Here is a 15,107-nt window from a genome sequence, read left to right on the forward strand (position 1 = left end):
TCAGCGCTGCGACCAGCGCTGGAATATCGGCTGCAGCGCGCCGTTCTGCTGCAGCCGCTTCAGCGCCGCCTCGAACTGCCGCGCGCGCGGATCTCCCTTGGCGAAGGCCACGTAGCGCGGCATTTCCACCAGCGGCTTGGACAGCACCCGCACCTGGCTTTCCCCCTGTAGTTGCTGGATGAAATACAGCAGCTGCAGCTTGTCGCCGACGATGACATCCACCCTGCCGGCCAGCAGCATCGCCACCAGCTGGCGCGGCGAGGTGGCGTGCAGATCGCGCTCCAGATCCGCCTTGTCGAAATCGGTGTCGTAGGCGTAGCCGTGCACCTGGCCTATCAGGTAGGGCTTGAGGTCGTCCAGCACGCGCCAGTATTGCAGCGGGCCCTGGCTCAGGGTGATGAACACGGTTTGGCCCTTGCGCAGCGGCCCCACCAGATCGTATTGCGCGCGCCGCTCGGCGGTGCCGGTGAAGACGAAGCCTGCATCCGCTTCCTTCTGCGCCAACTGCAGTTTCACTCTTTCCCACGGCAGCAGGCTGATGCGAAACGGCGCGCCGATTTCTAGCATCACCGCCCGCACCAGTTCCACATCCAGCCCTTGCGGCGTGCGCTCGTCCTGCCCCAGATAACTGTAGGGTTCGAAGCTGGCGTCGGCGACCAGCCGCCAGGGAGCGGGGGCGGCCGCCATGCAGAACAGGCTCCAGAGCAGGAACAGGACGCTGCCGTATTTCATCATTTCGCCTTCGGACTGGGAATGGCCGCCGCGCGCGCCGCCATTCGCTTCAGCTTAGCATCGCGATGCCCGACGCGGCGGACGGGAATATTTGTTGCGCCGGAGGTTCGCCTTGCCATCCGCATGCGCGCGCGGGTCTATCCGTTGCTAAGCCGGGCTGGGCCGGACTTCTTTTTTCTTATATAGCGCTGAGTGGCTGGCAATGATTTCGCCGTTTATCCGGCATGGCCAACGTTGAATTGCCATCAATCGCTTTCTTTTGCTAGATTCGACCCGATCGCGCTTGCGCGCGGGCGATATTCGGCAGGGGCTCACACCGAATGCCATGCCGGCTCTCACGGCATCGTTCCCATCCCGGCGTCAGACCGGGACTGTTCCAAACTTTCCCTCCTTCGCTTCCGCGGCCTGCGCCGCCGGAACGGGGAGGGCTTCGCTCAGATGTCCTAAGGAGAATCATGCAGTTGTTTCATTCTTTGATCGGCGCGATCAACGACGTGCTGTGGGGCAAGATCCTGATCGCCCTGCTGCTGGCGGTCGGCCTGTATTTCAGCCTGCGTTCCGGCCTGCTGCAGCTGCGGCTGTTTTCCCGCGGCTGGCGCGAGATGGTGGGCGGCCGCGGCGGCCATGTCAGCAAGGACGACATCTCGCCGTTCCAGGCCTTCGCCACCGGGCTGGCCAGCCGGGTCGGTACCGGCAATATCGCCGGGGTGGCCATCGCCATCGCCGCTGGCGGCCCCGGCGCGGTGTTCTGGATGTGGCTGACCGCCTTGCTCGGCATGTCCAGCGCCTTTGTCGAATCGACGCTGGCGCAGCTGTTCAAGACCAGCCACCACGACGACACCTTCCGCGGCGGCCCGGCCTACTACATCCAGAAAGGCCTGGGCCAGCGCTGGCTGGGGGTGTTGTTCGCGCTGTGCCTGATCCTGGCTTTCGGCCTGGTGTTCAACGCGGTGCAGGCCAACTCCATCGTCGCCGCCACCCAGGGCGCCTGGGGCTGGCAGCCGTGGGCGGTGGGGCTGGCGCTGGTGGCGCTGACCGCGCCGGTGATCTTCGGCGGCGTGCGCGCGGTGGCGCGGGTGGCGGAGTGGCTGGTGCCGGTGATGGCGCTGATCTATCTGGCGATGGCCTTCTACGTGCTGGCCATCCACGCGGCGGAGCTGCCGGGCCTGGTGCTGCTGATCGTCAAGAGCGCGCTGGGGCTGGAGCAGGCCGCCGGCGGCGTGGCCGGCTACGCGGTGAGCCAGGCGATGATGCTGGGCATCAAGCGCGGCCTGTTTTCCAACGAGGCCGGCATGGGCTCGGCGCCGAATGCCGCGGCGACGGCCACTTCCAAACATCCGGCCAGCCAGGGCGCGATCCAGATGTTCGGCGTGTTCATCGACACCATGGTGATCTGCACCGCAACCGCCGCCATCATCCTGCTGTCCGGCGCGCACGACCAGGGCCTGAGCGGGGTGGCGCTGACGCAGAAGGCCATCGAGTCGCAGTTCGGCCCGATAGGCGTGTCCTTCCTAGCGGTGGCGATGTTCCTGTTCGCCTTCTCGTCCATTCTCGGCAATTACGCTTACGCCGAGGGCAACGTCGAGTTCATCCGCAACAGCAAGAAAGCATTGCTGGCCTTCCGCCTGGTGGTGCTGGCGATGGTGCTGTTCGGCTCGCTGGCCAGCTTGCCGCTGGTGTGGGACATGGCCGACCTGGCGATGGGGCTGATGGCGCTGATCAATCTGGCGGCCATCGCGCTGCTGTCGCGCTATTTCTTCATCGTGCTGGGCGATTACCAGCGCCAGCTGAAGGCCGGCGTCGCCGCGCCGGAATTCAAGGCGGACCAGTATCCGGAGCTGGCCGCCAAGGTGGAGAAGGGCATCTGGTAAGCGCGGCGGTTTGTTTGCGATGACCCAGCCCGCCGCATCCGGCGGGCTTTTTGCTGGCCGGCTCAGACGGTGAAGCGCTCGGCCAGCCCCATCAGCCGCTGCGAGATCGCCTGCAGTTCGCCGGCGGTTTGCGCGCTGTCGCGCATCGCCAGGCTGTTTTGCTCGGACATCCGCGCCACCTGCTCCACGCTCAGCGCCAGCGTCTGGCTGGCGCTGCTTTGTTCGCGCAGCGAGGACGTGATCTGGTGGATGCTGTCCAGTACGTCGCCGACGCAGTGGCGGATGTTGTCCATGCTGGAGCCGGCCTCGCGAGCGCGCTCCTGGCCGGTCATGATGGCTTTCATGCCCAGCTGCATGCTGTCGTTGCCCTTTTGCGCGGTGTTCTGGATCTGGCCGACGATAGTGCTGATCTCGGTGGTGGACAGCGCGGTGCGCTCGGCCAGCTTTCTCACTTCGTCGGCCACCACAGCGAAGCCGCGGCCCATTTCGCCGGCGCGCGCCGCCTCGATCGCCGCGTTCAAGGCCAAGAGATTGGTCTGATCGGCGACGTCGCGGATCACGTCGACGATCCCGGCGATGGATTGGGATTGGCGGCCCAGGTCGGAGATGGTGTCGGACACCGACGACACGTCGCGGACGATGCCGTCCATGCTGCTGGCGGTGGCGGCGATCACCCGGTTGCCGTCGGATGAGCGGCTGGCGGCGTCGCTGGACAGGCGGTCGGCCTGTTCCGACTGCTCGGCGCATACCGACAGGCTGGTGCTCAGCTGCTCTATCGCCGCGGCCATGCTGGCGGCGGCCTCGTTCTGCTGGGCGCTGCCGGCGGTGATGCTTTGCGCGCTCAGCGCCATCGCGTCGGCCGCGCGGTGGGTTTCGCGCGCGGTGTCCAGCAGCTGGGCCACGGTTTCCCGCAGCTGGTTGCGCATCTGGCGGATCGCCGCCAGCAGGCTGATTTCATCGCGGTCGCGCAATTGGATGCGGGTGTCCAGCCGGCCCGCCGCCAGCTGCTCTACCACCTGTTGCACGTAAAGCGGCTCGCCGCCCAGCTGCAGCGTGATCGACAGATAGAGCTGCTGGAACAGGAAAATGGCCAGCAGCATCGACGCCACGCCGATGGCGATATAGGTGTTGCGCTGATTGGCGGTGCGGTCTATCCGCGCTTGCAGCAGCTGGTCCAGCTGCCGCAAGCCGGCGGCGATGTAGGCGGAGACGGCCTGGGCGGCGTCGGCGCTGTGGCCGGCCACTTTGAGGCCGGCGGCGCCGGTCTTGCCGCCGACCGCGTCGTCTATCGCCGGCAGCTGGTTTTTCAGCACCGCCGCCAGCTTGTCCGCCTGGGTTGCCATGTCCGGCTTCAGGCTGGGGTTGTAGGCGACTGCCTTGGCGATGTCGCCGGCCAGGCCGTCGTTGACCTCGGCGATCAGCGGCCGCAGCTCCACCAGCCGGTCGCGCTGGGCGGGGGCGAGCGGATGGTTGGCCGCTGCCAGCGCGGCGACGGCGTTGGCCTCGCCCAGATGGCTGACCAGCGTGGTCAGCTTGGCGGTGGCGGCGTCCATCAGGTAATAGGTGTCGATGTCGGGGTCCAGCGTCAGGTTGGAGTTGTCGCTGATGGCGCCGATCAGATTGTTCAGCTTGTCGCTGAGATTGCCGTAGGCGGCTATCCATTGTTCGGCCGAGCCGGACGGCGCGGTTTTCAGCTTGTCCCAGGCCGCGGCGGCGTCTTTCCAGGCGGCGTCGCTGGCCAGTTCCGCCCCCAGCCGGCTGTTGCTGTCCTGCAACGCCTGCCATCTGGCCTGCAGCTGCTGGGCGGCGGCGGGCAGCTCGTTGCCGGCCTGGGCGTCGCCCAGGGCCGCGCGCACTGCCAGCTCCTGGGCCTGCTGGGCTTGCGCCAGCATCGCGGCCAGCGGTTGCATGTAGACCACGCCCACTCTTTCCTTGGCGGTGGAGTCGATATTGTCCTGATTGCTGCGGTACAAGCCGTATACCAGATAGAGCAGGGCGATGGCGAAGACCAGGCCGATCACGGCGAAGCGCTGGGGATAGCTCAGGCGCTGCATCAGCCTGACGATGGGGGTGGACATGGCGGGGCTCCTTCGATATCGACCATGATTACAACGCTCCCGCACCGGACATGCGAACGGCGTGCTTCGCTCTTCACTGTATAAGTGAATCCGCTTAGCGCAAGGCGGGATTCAGGGAGGATGCGGCCAGGGCCGCCGGCGCGGTGGCCGGCGGGGGCGCTCAGATGGTCTTCGAGTAGCGGGCGTGGGTGCGGCGTTCGCGCAGGTGGCGGTCGAAAATCATGGCGATATTGCGGATCAGGAAGCGGCCCTTGGGCTCCACCATCAGGAAGTCGCCATCGAAAGACAGCAGCCCCTGCTGCTGGAATTCGCGTATCTGTGGCATTTCCGCCGCAAAATATTGGGCGAAATTGATGGCGTAGATGTCTTCTATCGCCTCGATCGACAGCGAGAAGCGGCACATCAGCCCCTGGATGATGGTGCGGCGCAGCACGTCGTCCTTGTCCAGCGTCAGCCCGCGCACCACCGGCAGGCGCCCCTCGTCCAGCGCGGCGTAATAGCCTTCCAGCGTCTTGTCGTTCTGGCTGTAGCTGGAGCCCACCTTGCCGATGGACGACACGCCGAAAGCCAGCATGTCGCAGTCGGCGTGGGTGGAGTAGCCCTGGAAATTGCGTTGCAGCCGGCCCTGGCGCAGCGCCACCGCCAGCTCGTCGTCCGGCTTGGCGAAGTGGTCCATGCCGATGAACACGTAGCCGGCGTCGCTCAGCATCTTGACCGCGTCCTGCAGGATGTCCAGCTTGGCGGCTGCGCTGGGCAGGTCGGCTTCGTTGATGCGGCGCTGCGGCATGAACACCGTCGGCAGGTGGGCGTAGTTGTACAGCGCCAGCCGGTCGGGATCGAGGGCGATGGCCTTTTCCAGCGTGCGCAGCATCGAGTCGCGGCTTTGCAGCGGCAGGCCGTAGATCAGGTCCAGGCTGACCGACTTCATGCCGGCCTCGCGCCCGGCTGCTATCACCTGGCGGGTTTCCTGTTCGCTCTGCACGCGGTTGACGGCGCGCTGCACCGCGGGGTCGAAATCCTGCACGCCGACGCTGATCCGGTTGAAGCCATATTCTGCCAGGCGGAACATGGTTTCGCGTTTTACCTTGCGCGGATCGATCTCAATGGAATATTCTCCGTCGCTCAGGAACTCGAAATGCGTGCCGAGCATGGTCATCAGCCGCGCCAACTGGCCGTCGTCGAGGAAGGTGGGGGTGCCGCCGCCGAAGTGCAGCTGTATCACCTTTTCCCGGCAGCCCAGCTGTTCGGCCACCAGCAGGATTTCCTTTTCCAGGTAGCCCAGGTATTGGTCGGCCTTGCTCTTGTTTTTGGTGATGATCTTGTTGCAGGCGCAGTAATAACAAACTGTGTTGCAAAATGGTATATGAGCGTACAATGATAAAGGTTTGCGGTTGGCGCCGATGCGGCGCTGCTGCAGGCCGTGCTGGTAGTCATGTGCTGAGAAACCCGGCGTAAAGCGATCCGCAGTCGGGTATGACGTGTATCTTGGTCCCGATCCATCCAGGCGTTCGATCAGCTCTCGGTCGAACTCGAAATGGGCGGGGGAAAACGGATGGGTGGTTTTCATGTCGTATTCGGATGGTAAAACTTCTGGTGGACTGGTAAATTTGCGCAAAACCTGCGAATTCCGCATTGACAAGGGTCAAGCTTCACCAGCTTGCAGCAAACACAGCATGTCTGAACAAAACCATACAGCGTTACACACACTGAAAATTTCCTGCTCCAGCTGCAGCCTGCGCGAGCTGTGCCTGCCGGTCGGCCTCAACCGCGAGGAGATGAGCCAGCTGGATACGGTGATCCGCCAGAGCCGCCGCCTGAAGCGCGGCGAGTACCTGTTCCGCAGCGGCGAGGGCTTCAAGTCGCTGTACGCGGTGCGCACCGGCTTCTTCAAGACCTGCGTCGCCAGCCAGGATGGCCGCGAGCAGGTGACCGGCTTCTTGATGTCCGGCGAGCTGATGGGCCTGGACGGCATCTCCACCAACAACCACAGCTGCGACGCCATCGCGCTGGAGGACAGCGAGGTGTGCGAGCTGCCGTTCAACCGGATGGAGTCGCTGAGCCGCGACATTCCCAGCCTGCAGCATCACTTTTATCGGCTGATGAGCCGCGAGATCGTGCGCGACCAGAACGTGATGCTGCTGCTCGGCAATATGAAGGCGGAGGAGCGCATCGCCGCCTTCCTGCTGAACCTGTCGCAACGGCTGTCCACCCGCGGCTTCGCCGCCAACGACTTCATCCTGCGGATGAGCCGCGAGGAAATCGGCAGCTTCCTCGGCCTGAAGCTGGAGACGGTCAGCCGCACGCTGTCCAAGTTCCAGCAGCAGGGCTGGATCACTGTCGATCACAAGCACATCCAGCTGGTGAAGGTGGAGGAGTTGAAAAACCTGATCGCCGGCTGCGTGCACGCCAACGGCCACTGAGCCCGCCGCTGGGCAAAAAAGGCAGGTCTTCGGACCTGCCTTTTTTCATGGCTGCGGCAGTTTGCTTTGCAGCTCCGCCAACCGGGCCGGATCGGGCCAGCCGTCCGGGGTGACGAAGCCGCGCGCTGTCTCCCGCCACAGGCCGCCGCCGGCCGGCTGCAGCTCCGCCACCAGCTGCGGCGCGGCGCAGGCCAGCAGTTGTTCGCGCAGCGCGGCCTGGCTGTGGACGCGGGATGCGTCGAGCAAGGCCGGCGCCAGCCAGGACAGGCGTGGCAGCCAGGCCCAGCGCGAGCCGGGCAGCGTTTGCGGCCAGGCCGGCAGCAGCGGCGCGTGCCAGCCGCGCAATGCGCCGGAGGGTGGCGGCCAGGCCTGGCCGGCGGGGTAGAACAGCCAGCCGCTCAGGCGCGCGCCGGTCTGGCAGGCGGCGAAGCCATCGGGCAGTTGCGCGGCGGCCGCGGGATGGCGGCTCAGTTGCAATTGTGTTGCGAGTTTGGTCGCTTTCAGCCGCCAGGCATCGCGCAGGCTGGGGCCGACCAGCGTGTCCGGCCCGTTGCCCAGTTGCAGGTAGAATTTGCTGGCGGTTTCCAGGTGCCAGGGTTCGCCGTCCAGCCACAGCAGGAAGTCGAATTCGCCCAGGGTGCGGCGCGTTTCGTTGATGACGGTGAGATTTTCCGCCGCCAGGCGAATGTGCGGCGCGGTGCGGAACCAGAAAGAAAACAGTCTTTCGGCATATTTTCCCAGCCGCTTGGGATGGGACGCCGCCAGCCAGTCCAGCAGCGGCGCCGGCTCGCGCTCCAGCCGGCCCAGCAGCGCCGCGCCGTCGGCGCCCAGCAGCCGCTCGGGCGGCAGGTCGGCGCCGGATGGCCAGGGGGAGGGGGAGGTCAGCAGGAAGGCGAGATCGCGCACCGCCGGGTGTGCGTAGGGCAGAGAGAACGGCTGTTCAGTCTTCATCCCGTTTCAGGCTGCCGTCGGCGGCGCGCTGCACCTGCTTGAAGAAGCCGCGCAGGATGTCGATTTCGTCGCGCAGCACGCCGGAACGGTTGAACAGCGCGCGCATGCGGCGCATCAGCCGCTCGCTGTTGCGGCGGCGGAAGTAGCCGATGTCGTCCATCGCCTGCTCCAGGTGGCCGCACATGCCTTCCACCTCGCCCTGGGTGGCGGCTTCGCCGTCGGCGCGCAGGTATTCCACGTTCACGCCGGTGTGGCTGAACAGCTCGTAGGTCATCACCTGCACCGCCATCGCCAGGTTCAGCGAGAAGTAGTCGGGGTTGCCGGGGATGGTGACCAGGCGGTTGCACTGCTCCACTTCCTCGATCGACAGGCCGAAGGTTTCGTTGCCGAAAACCAGCGCCACCTGCTCGCCGTCGCGCGCGCGCGCCACCAGCTCGGGCGTGGTTTCGCGCGGGGTGGACAGCGGGGTGGTCAGCTCGCGGCGGCGGCTGGTCAGCGCGCAGGCGACGGTGACGTCGGCCAGCGCCTCTTGCAGCGAGCCGACCACGGTGGCGCTCTCCAGCACGTCCACCGCGCCGGAGGCCAGCGCGTTGGCTTCGTCGCTGGGAAACACCTTGGGTTCCACCAGGTAGAGGCGGGTCAGCCCCATGGTTTTCATCGCGCGAGCGGCCGAGCCGATGTTGCCCGGATGGTTGGGCCTGGCCAGCACGATGCGGATGTTTTTCAGAAAATCAGGTACTTGGGGTTTATTCATTGGCGGTTTCACATTAAAATAGCGGGCATATATCAAAAGCCCGCGCCCAGGCGTCGGGTTTTTTTGTTCCTTAACCCAGATTGTTACCGGCAGGCGTCGCGTCATCGAACGCCGCGCCTGCCCATTGTTCAAGTGTAGAGGCCGTCAATGCATCCGATGCTCAATGTCGCGGTTAAAGCCGCTCGCCGCGCTGGCAGTGTTATCCAGCGCGCGTCGCTTAACCTCGATACCATTCGCGTAGAGAAGAAGAAACACAATGACTTCGTTACCGAGGTGGACCGCGCAGCCGAAGAGGCTATCATCCAAACCATCCTCGAGGCCTACCCGAAACACGCGATTCTAGCAGAAGAGTCGGGCGCCAAAGGCGTCGGCTCCTCCGAATACGAGTGGATCATCGACCCCATCGACGGCACCACCAACTTCCTGCGCGGCCACCAGCAGTTCGCGATTTCCATCGCGCTGGCGCACAAGGGCCAGATCCAGCAGGCGGTGGTGTACGACCCCAGCCGCAACGACCTGTTCACCGCCTCGCGCGGCGTGGGTTCCTTCCTCAACGACCGCCGCATCCGCGTGTCCAAGCGCTTCATGATGAACGAGTGCGTGATCGCCACCGGCTTCCCGGTGTCGGACCAGAGTTATCTGGACCAGTATATGGGCATGCTGAAGGACGTGATCGGCAAGGCCGCCGGCGTGCGCCGCGAAGGCGCGGCCTCGCTCGACCTGTGCAATGTGGCCTGCGGCCGCGTCGAAGGCTTCTTCGAGCTGAACCTGAAGCCGTGGGACATCGCGGCCGGCAGTCTGATCGTGCAGGAAGCCGGCGGCATCGTCACCGACTTCACCGGCGAGCAGGGTTGGCTGGAATCGGGCGACATCGTCGCCGCCAACCCGAAAGTGCTGGCGCAGCTGCTGCACACTCTGGCGCCGCACGTCGGCAAGTAAGCGCCAGTCTTCATCCCCAAAAACGGCAAGCCTCAGGCTTGCCGTTTTTTTATGGCCGCGCGGAACGGTTGCCAGTTGGCGCGCTCTAGGTTTCAATATACCCATGTGGGGTATCTGATGGAGTGTGAGATGCAACGTCGACAAGTGATGCAGTGGGGAGGCGCGCTGGCCCTCTCGTCCTGGCTGGGCCGCCCGGCCCTGGCCGCTTCCAGCCATGCCGGACACGGCGGCCAGGATATCGCGGCCGCGTTGCCGGCAGCGGCCGGCCTGGAGTTGGCGCGCGGCCAGCCGTTGCCGGCGTTGCCGCGCTTGCCGCTGGAGGGCAAGGAGGGCGCGCTCAGCGGCTGCTTGACCGCCGCCGCGTTGAATCTGCCCTTGCTGCCCGGCAAGGCGGCCACCGCTTTCTGGGCCTACAACGACAGCGTGCCGGGGCCCGCCATCGAATTGTACGAAGGCGATGCGCTGCATCTGCGCTTCGACAACCGCCTGCCGCAGGCCACCACCGTGCATTGGCACGGTCTGCCGATTCCGGCCGATCAGGACGGCAATCCGCACGATCCAGTGGCGCCCGGGCAAACGCGCGACTACCGCTTCGCGCTGCCGCCAGGCTGCGCCGGGACTTATTGGTACCACCCGCATCCGCACGGCCATACCGCCGAGCAGGTATACCGCGGTCTGGCCGGGGTGTTTGTGGTGAAGCGCCGCGACGATCCGCTGGCGCATCTGCCCGAACGGTGGCTGGTGCTGTCCGACCTGAAGCTGGACGAGCAGGGGCAAATCGCCGCCAATAGCGAGGCGGACCAAATGGACGGCCGCGAGGGCCAGTTCGTGCTGGTCAACGGCGCCTGGCAGCCGAAGCTGACGCTGGGCGTCGGCGAGCGCCAGCGCTGGCGCGTCTGGAACGCCACCAGCGCCCGGGTGCTGAAGCTGGCGCTGCCTGCGCACGAGGTCTGGCTGGTGGGCACCGACGGCGGGCTGATCGAAAAGCCGCTCCGCATCGATTCGCTATTGCTGCCGCCGGGAGCGCGCGCCGAGCTGGCCGTCACCGGCCGCTTCGCCGCCGGCAAGCCGGCCGGCTTGTTGGCCTTGCCGTACGCGCGCGGCAAGATGATGGGGCCGGAGCAGGACAAGGTTTTGCCGCTGCTGGATGTTGAGGCCGGACCGGCGGTCGCGACGGCGGCGCTGCCGTCCAGGCTGCGGACGATCGCGCCGCTGCCGAAGCCGGCGGTGAGGCGCCGCGTGGCGTTCAGCGAGGACATGGCCAATCCGGCGGCGATGTTCCTGATCAACGGCAAGACCTTCGATATGGACCGGATGGACTTCACCGGCAAGGTCGGCGTGGTGGAGGAGTGGGAAATCGACAATCAGGCCGATATGGACCACCCCTTCCACCTGCACGGCACCCAGTTCCAGGTGACCGAGCGGCATGACGGCAAGGGCTGGCGGCGCGAACCCTACCTTGCCTGGCGCGACGTGGTCAATGTGCCGCCGGAGCAGAAGGTGAGGCTGCGCTTCCGCCAGGACCTGCCTGGGCCGCGCATGTTCCACTGCCACATTCTGGAGCACGAGGACGCCGGCATGATGGGCATGCTGGATGTCAGCGCCTAGGCCGGGCGCGCCGGCGCCGGATGCGCGATAATGCCGACATCGACAATTCAGGATGAGCCATGACCGATACCCGTCACCCGCATGAGGAATGCTGCCACGACGCCCCCGCCGCCGAGCGGGTGGTGGTGCAGCCGGGCAAGGCCGCGCTGCTGAAGCGGCTGGCGCGGATAGAGGGCCAGGTGCGCGGTATCGGCGGCATGATAGAGGCCGACCGCTACTGCGTCGACGTGCTGACGCAGGTGGCGGCGGTGAAGTCGGCGATGGACGCGGTGGCGCTGCAGTTGCTGGAAAACCACATGAAAGGCTGCGTGGCGCGCGCCTTGCAGCAGGGCGACGCCACCGGCATGGTGACCGAGCTGATCGACGTGGTGAAGAAGGTGCGCTAGGGCGCGTGGCGATGGCGGCTTGGGCGCGTGTCGAGTATGACCAACTGAATGCCAGGCAGAAGGAAAACTACAATTTCCAGAAGCTGGCGGCGGTGTTGGCGGATTACGGCTTCAACTGCCTGCGCTTGACGGATGACTGGCAGGGAGCCGATTTCATAGCCTGCCATATCGACGGCGAGACTTTTCTCAAGGTGCAGCTGAAAGGTTGTCGACTGTTGTTTGACCGCAAGTACTGCGGCAAGAATTTCCATATCGCTTTTCGTGATGGCGAGCAGTTTTACCTTTATCCCCATGACGAGTTGTTGAGGCAAATGATGGAGTTGGGGATCATTGCCGGGACCAAGTCTTGGGAGTCGGGTGGGAATTACCACTTTCCTCGCATGACAGAAAAACAACTCCGCTTGCTGCATCCCTATCGCCTCTAATGCTGTTCACGCTTACCGGAGACATGCAATGAAAACCACACTCGCCATCGCGGCGCTATTGTTGACCGGCGCCGCCAGCGCCGACCCGATTCCGTTCGAAACCTTCATCAAGCTGCACAACGGCATGCTGGAGGCCGAGCTGGTGTCGGTGGCTGGCAAGCCCGACTACGGCAGCGACAGCAACCAGGGCGGGCTGGCCAGCGGCATCGCCACCGTCTCCACTACCCGCCAGCTGTCCTGGCTGGCCAACGGCAACATTCCCTACACCACCATCGTCACCTTGCGCGACGGCGTGGTGGTCAACATCAAGCGCAGCAAGAAGTTGTAAAAGCGCCGCGTTTTGCCGGCGCCGCGCCGCGAAGTCGCTGAAAAATCGCGCTTAAAGTTTGCCTGGCCGCGGCAAAGTGCGTAGAATGCTGCGGTTTACTACCTTGCCTTTTGCAACCGCATGGCAAAAGGCTACGAATAGCCAAAAGGAGTTCACATGCGCCATTACGAAATCGTGTTCATCGTGCACCCGGACCAGTCCGAACAGGTCCCGGCCATGATCGAACGCTACAAGGGTATGGTTCTGGCCGCCGAAGGCAAGATCCACCGTCTGGAAGACTGGGGCCGTCGCCAACTGGCTTACCCGATCCAGAAGCTGCACAAAGCTCACTACGTTCTGATGAACGTTGAGTGCCAGTCGGAAACCCTGGCCGAGATCGAGCACGCCTTCAAGTTCAACGACGCTGTTCTGCGTCACCTCAGCATCAAGCTGGACCGCGCCATCACCGACGCGTCCCCGATGATGAAGGACGAAAAGGCTAAAAACCTGCTGGACGCCCAGCAGCCGGCAGCCGAGGCCGAAGCTTCTGCCTAATCGGCAGAGGTAGCGGACTTGCAGAACCGTCTGGTATTGACCGTCACGGTTGAACGCGAGGATGCGCTGAGATACACGCCCGCCGGCTTGCCGGTAGTGGAAATGTGGCTCAAGCATCAGTCTAGACAGACAGCTGGCGGATTCGAGCGTGATGTGGCCTGCGATATACAGGCCGTGTGGATAGGCGACGACGCCCGGAAGCATTCCGGGAAACTGGCGGGGCAGGTGATCAACGTCACCGGGTTCCTTGGCCAGCGCAGTCTGCGCAATCCGCGGTTGGTACTCAATATCGAATATGTTGAATTTGTAAAAGGTTAGTCAAAATGGCTCGTCAACTCTTCAAGCGCAAGAAGTTCTGCCGCTTCACGGCAGAAGGCATCAAGGAAATCGACTACAAATCCGTTGATCTCCTGAAGGATTTCATCGCCGAAAACGGCAAAATCATCCCGGCTCGCATCACCGGTACCAAGGCTCGCTACCAGCGTCAGCTGACCACCGCTATCAAGCGTGCTCGCTTCCTGGCTTTCCTGCCGTACACCGACCAGCACTAAGACCGGGAAAGGAACTTAAAAGATGCAAATCATTCTGCTCGAAAAAGTTGCCAACCTGGGTCAACTGGGTGACGTGGTCAACGTGAAGAACGGCTTCGCCCGCAACTTCCTGATCCCGCAAGGCAAAGCCAAGCGCGCGACCGAAAACAACCTGAAAGAGTTCGAAGCTCGCCGCGCCGAACTGGAAGCCAAGCAAGCCGAAATCCTGGCCGACGCCAAGGTTCGCGCTGAAAAGCTGGTTGACGCTGTTATCACCATCGCTCAAAAAGCCGGTGTTGACGGTCGTCTGTTCGGCTCCGTGACCAATGTGGACGTGGCTGAAGCCGTGACCGCGTTCGGCGTGGAAGTGAAGCGTTTCGAAGTTCGCCTGCCGAACGGCCCGTTCAAGGCCATCGGCGAGTACGACATCGAAATCGCCCTGCACCACGACGTTGTGAGCCCGATCAAGGTTGTCGTAGTTGCTGAAGCCTAATTCCTGATTCAGGACGGCTTGAAGAAAAACCCGCTTTCGAGCGGGTTTTTTCACGCCTATCGCCACAGTGGTTGCGATACGCAACGAATGACGATATGGTTGCGTGTCGCAACTGAGTGAGGGGGCCGCCATGCGGGAGAGGGAGCTGCGCGCATTGTCGCGCGATGTGGTGCGCGCGCTGGGCATGTTGTCCAGCCATTGCGGCGAAGTGGCGCTGACGCCGGTGGAGGCGCATCTGCTGATCGAGCTGGAAAGCGGTCCGGCCAGCAATCAGCAGCTGGCGGACCGTTTGCGGGTGGATAAATCCAATAGCAGCCGGCCGCTGCAGCGTTTGTCCGAGCGCGGGCTGATCGCCTGGCGCGCCGATCCGGCCGACGGCCGCAGCAAGCAGGCCGAATTGACCGGCTCCGGCCGCGACTGGCTGGCGCGGCTGCACGCGGCGATGGACGCCGACATGGCGCGGGTGCTGGCGCAACTGGACGAGGCGGAGCGCGCCCGGCTGGAGGATGGCCTGAGGTTGTACCGGCGCGCGCTGCGCGACGCCGACAGCCAGCAGGGCTTCGCGATCCGGCCGCTGGCGGCGGCCGACAACGGCCCGCTGGCGGCGCTGATCCGCCGGGTGTCGGCCGAGTACGGGCTGGGCGATGGCTGCAGCTTCCTGGATCCGCAGTTGGACGCGTTGTTCCCGGCGTACAACCGGCTGGATTCGCGCTACCTGGTGGTGGTGGCGCCGGACGGGCGGCTGTTGGGCGGCGGCGGCATCGCGCCGCTGGCCGGCGGCGCCCAGGGCGTGTGCGAATTGCAGAAGATGTATTTCGACCCGGCCTTGCGCGGCCGCGGGCTGGGGCGGCGCCTGCTGCGGCTGCTGCTGGCCAAGGCCAGGGCGCTGGGCTACCGCCAGTGCTATCTGGAAACCACCGCTGCGCTGGCCGAGGCGACGGCGCTGTACCGGGCGGAAGGCTTCGCCCTGCTGGACGAGCGCTGGGGCGATACCGGCCATGGCGGCTGCGAAATTCGCATGGCGCTGGCGCTGCAGCGCTGAGCGGCTTTGCGCTCGT

General features: G+C 64.7%; 17 protein-coding genes. 12 read left to right on the forward strand and 5 right to left on the reverse strand.

What is annotated here, in order from left to right:
• Positions 1-732 carry a substrate-binding periplasmic protein gene (locus MY55_RS10370; RefSeq protein ID WP_043576733.1) on the reverse strand — a complete coding sequence of 244 codons (732 nt, stop codon included), beginning with the start codon at positions 730-732 and terminating at the stop codon, positions 1-3.
• Between the two features lie 455 nt (positions 733-1,187).
• On the opposite strand from MY55_RS10370, the gene MY55_RS10375 reads away from it, so the two are divergent.
• On the forward strand, positions 1,188-2,603 hold the full coding sequence (locus MY55_RS10375; RefSeq protein WP_099049631.1) for an alanine/glycine:cation symporter family protein: 1,416 nt from the start codon (positions 1,188-1,190) through the stop codon (positions 2,601-2,603).
• 62 nt (positions 2,604-2,665) lie between these two features.
• On the opposite strand, the gene MY55_RS10380 is transcribed toward MY55_RS10375, so the two are convergent.
• Both MY55_RS10380 and hemN read right to left on the reverse strand, forming a co-directional pair.
• Positions 2,666-4,681 (reverse strand): methyl-accepting chemotaxis protein, encoded by a 2,016-nt coding sequence (locus MY55_RS10380; protein WP_065202333.1) that lies wholly within the window; start codon positions 4,679-4,681, stop codon positions 2,666-2,668.
• 160 nt (positions 4,682-4,841) lie between these two features.
• Positions 4,842-6,248 (reverse strand): oxygen-independent coproporphyrinogen III oxidase, encoded by a 1,407-nt coding sequence (gene hemN, locus MY55_RS10385; protein WP_065202334.1) that lies wholly within the window; start codon positions 6,246-6,248, stop codon positions 4,842-4,844.
• 106 nt (positions 6,249-6,354) lie between these two features.
• Between hemN and fnr the strand changes: the two genes are divergently transcribed.
• The gene (gene fnr / locus MY55_RS10390) at positions 6,355-7,101 is read left to right on the forward strand and encodes a fumarate/nitrate reduction transcriptional regulator Fnr (RefSeq protein ID WP_043576482.1); all 747 of its coding nucleotides are present in this window, start codon (positions 6,355-6,357) and stop codon (positions 7,099-7,101) included.
• Between the two features lie 45 nt (positions 7,102-7,146).
• Here fnr and MY55_RS10395 read toward each other — a convergent pair whose 3' ends face one another.
• Both MY55_RS10395 and MY55_RS10400 read right to left on the reverse strand, forming a co-directional pair.
• Positions 7,147-8,052 (reverse strand): DUF1853 family protein, encoded by a 906-nt coding sequence (locus tag MY55_RS10395; RefSeq protein WP_080509438.1) that lies wholly within the window; start codon positions 8,050-8,052, stop codon positions 7,147-7,149.
• Complete coding sequence (locus MY55_RS10400; RefSeq protein WP_043576479.1) at positions 8,042-8,806, reverse strand: RNA methyltransferase; 765 nt, start codon at positions 8,804-8,806, stop codon at positions 8,042-8,044. The genes MY55_RS10395 and MY55_RS10400 overlap by 11 nt, the downstream gene beginning before the upstream one ends.
• A gap of 147 nt (positions 8,807-8,953) precedes the next feature.
• On the opposite strand from MY55_RS10400, the gene MY55_RS10405 reads away from it, so the two are divergent.
• The 10 genes from MY55_RS10405 to MY55_RS10450 all read left to right on the forward strand — a co-directional run bounded on the left by MY55_RS10405 (position 8,954) and on the right by MY55_RS10450 (position 15,091).
• Positions 8,954-9,745 carry an inositol monophosphatase family protein gene (locus MY55_RS10405; RefSeq protein WP_043576476.1) on the forward strand — a complete coding sequence of 264 codons (792 nt, stop codon included), beginning with the start codon at positions 8,954-8,956 and terminating at the stop codon, positions 9,743-9,745.
• Positions 9,746-9,874: 129 nt separating this feature from the next.
• Entirely contained in the window at positions 9,875-11,353 is a 1,479-nt protein-coding gene (locus MY55_RS10410; protein WP_065202335.1) for a multicopper oxidase family protein, read from the forward strand.
• A 59-nt stretch (positions 11,354-11,412) separates the two neighbouring features.
• A complete protein-coding gene (locus tag MY55_RS10415; protein ID WP_043576471.1) occupies positions 11,413-11,739 on the forward strand; it encodes a metal-sensitive transcriptional regulator in 327 nt (108 codons plus the stop codon).
• A gap of 11 nt (positions 11,740-11,750) precedes the next feature.
• On the forward strand, positions 11,751-12,164 hold the full coding sequence (locus tag MY55_RS10420; RefSeq protein ID WP_065202336.1) for a hypothetical protein: 414 nt from the start codon (positions 11,751-11,753) through the stop codon (positions 12,162-12,164).
• Positions 12,165-12,192: 28 nt separating this feature from the next.
• Positions 12,193-12,492, forward strand: coding sequence for a hypothetical protein (locus tag MY55_RS10425; RefSeq protein WP_047243266.1), 300 nt, complete (start codon positions 12,193-12,195; stop codon positions 12,490-12,492).
• 156 nt (positions 12,493-12,648) lie between these two features.
• Positions 12,649-13,026 (forward strand): 30S ribosomal protein S6, encoded by a 378-nt coding sequence (gene rpsF / locus MY55_RS10430; protein ID WP_021476675.1) that lies wholly within the window; start codon positions 12,649-12,651, stop codon positions 13,024-13,026.
• Positions 13,027-13,044: 18 nt separating this feature from the next.
• On the forward strand, positions 13,045-13,344 hold the full coding sequence (gene priB / locus MY55_RS10435; RefSeq protein ID WP_021476674.1) for a primosomal replication protein N: 300 nt from the start codon (positions 13,045-13,047) through the stop codon (positions 13,342-13,344).
• A 5-nt stretch (positions 13,345-13,349) separates the two neighbouring features.
• A complete protein-coding gene (rpsR, locus tag MY55_RS10440; protein ID WP_011137185.1) occupies positions 13,350-13,577 on the forward strand; it encodes a 30S ribosomal protein S18 in 228 nt (75 codons plus the stop codon).
• A 22-nt stretch (positions 13,578-13,599) separates the two neighbouring features.
• A complete protein-coding gene (gene rplI / locus MY55_RS10445; RefSeq protein ID WP_043576464.1) occupies positions 13,600-14,049 on the forward strand; it encodes a 50S ribosomal protein L9 in 450 nt (149 codons plus the stop codon).
• Positions 14,050-14,152: 103 nt separating this feature from the next.
• Positions 14,153-15,091 carry a MarR family winged helix-turn-helix transcriptional regulator gene (locus tag MY55_RS10450; RefSeq protein WP_244270675.1) on the forward strand — a complete coding sequence of 313 codons (939 nt, stop codon included), beginning with the start codon at positions 14,153-14,155 and terminating at the stop codon, positions 15,089-15,091.
• The last annotated feature ends 16 nt before the right edge of the window (positions 15,092-15,107 follow it).

The sequence above is a fragment of the Chromobacterium subtsugae genome (assembly GCF_001676875.1).
Lineage (GTDB): Bacteria > Pseudomonadota > Gammaproteobacteria > Burkholderiales > Chromobacteriaceae > Chromobacterium > Chromobacterium subtsugae.

Excerpts from the sequence above, each read along its gene's own strand:
- MY55_RS10375 (WP_099049631.1), top strand. The coding sequence starts at position 1,188 with ATGCAGTTGTTTCATTCTTTGATCGGCGCGATCAACGACGTGCTGTGG.
- rpsF (WP_021476675.1), top strand. The coding sequence starts at position 12,649 with ATGCGCCATTACGAAATCGTGTTCATCGTGCACCCGGACCAGTCCGAA.
- MY55_RS10425 (WP_047243266.1), top strand. The coding sequence starts at position 12,193 with ATGAAAACCACACTCGCCATCGCGGCGCTATTGTTGACCGGCGCCGCC.
- MY55_RS10395 (WP_080509438.1), bottom strand. The coding sequence starts at position 8,052 with ATGAAGACTGAACAGCCGTTCTCTCTGCCCTACGCACACCCGGCGGTG.
- MY55_RS10405 (WP_043576476.1), top strand. The coding sequence starts at position 8,954 with ATGCATCCGATGCTCAATGTCGCGGTTAAAGCCGCTCGCCGCGCTGGC.
- MY55_RS10410 (WP_065202335.1), top strand. The coding sequence starts at position 9,875 with ATGCAACGTCGACAAGTGATGCAGTGGGGAGGCGCGCTGGCCCTCTCG.
- rplI (WP_043576464.1), top strand. The coding sequence starts at position 13,600 with ATGCAAATCATTCTGCTCGAAAAAGTTGCCAACCTGGGTCAACTGGGT.
- MY55_RS10400 (WP_043576479.1), bottom strand. The coding sequence starts at position 8,806 with ATGAATAAACCCCAAGTACCTGATTTTCTGAAAAACATCCGCATCGTG.
- fnr (WP_043576482.1), top strand. The coding sequence starts at position 6,355 with ATGTCTGAACAAAACCATACAGCGTTACACACACTGAAAATTTCCTGC.
- hemN (WP_065202334.1), bottom strand. The coding sequence starts at position 6,248 with ATGAAAACCACCCATCCGTTTTCCCCCGCCCATTTCGAGTTCGACCGA.
- MY55_RS10415 (WP_043576471.1), top strand. The coding sequence starts at position 11,413 with ATGACCGATACCCGTCACCCGCATGAGGAATGCTGCCACGACGCCCCC.
- MY55_RS10380 (WP_065202333.1), bottom strand. The coding sequence starts at position 4,681 with ATGTCCACCCCCATCGTCAGGCTGATGCAGCGCCTGAGCTATCCCCAG.
- MY55_RS10420 (WP_065202336.1), top strand. The coding sequence starts at position 11,751 with ATGGCGGCTTGGGCGCGTGTCGAGTATGACCAACTGAATGCCAGGCAG.
- rpsR (WP_011137185.1), top strand. The coding sequence starts at position 13,350 with ATGGCTCGTCAACTCTTCAAGCGCAAGAAGTTCTGCCGCTTCACGGCA.
- MY55_RS10370 (WP_043576733.1), bottom strand. The coding sequence starts at position 732 with ATGAAATACGGCAGCGTCCTGTTCCTGCTCTGGAGCCTGTTCTGCATG.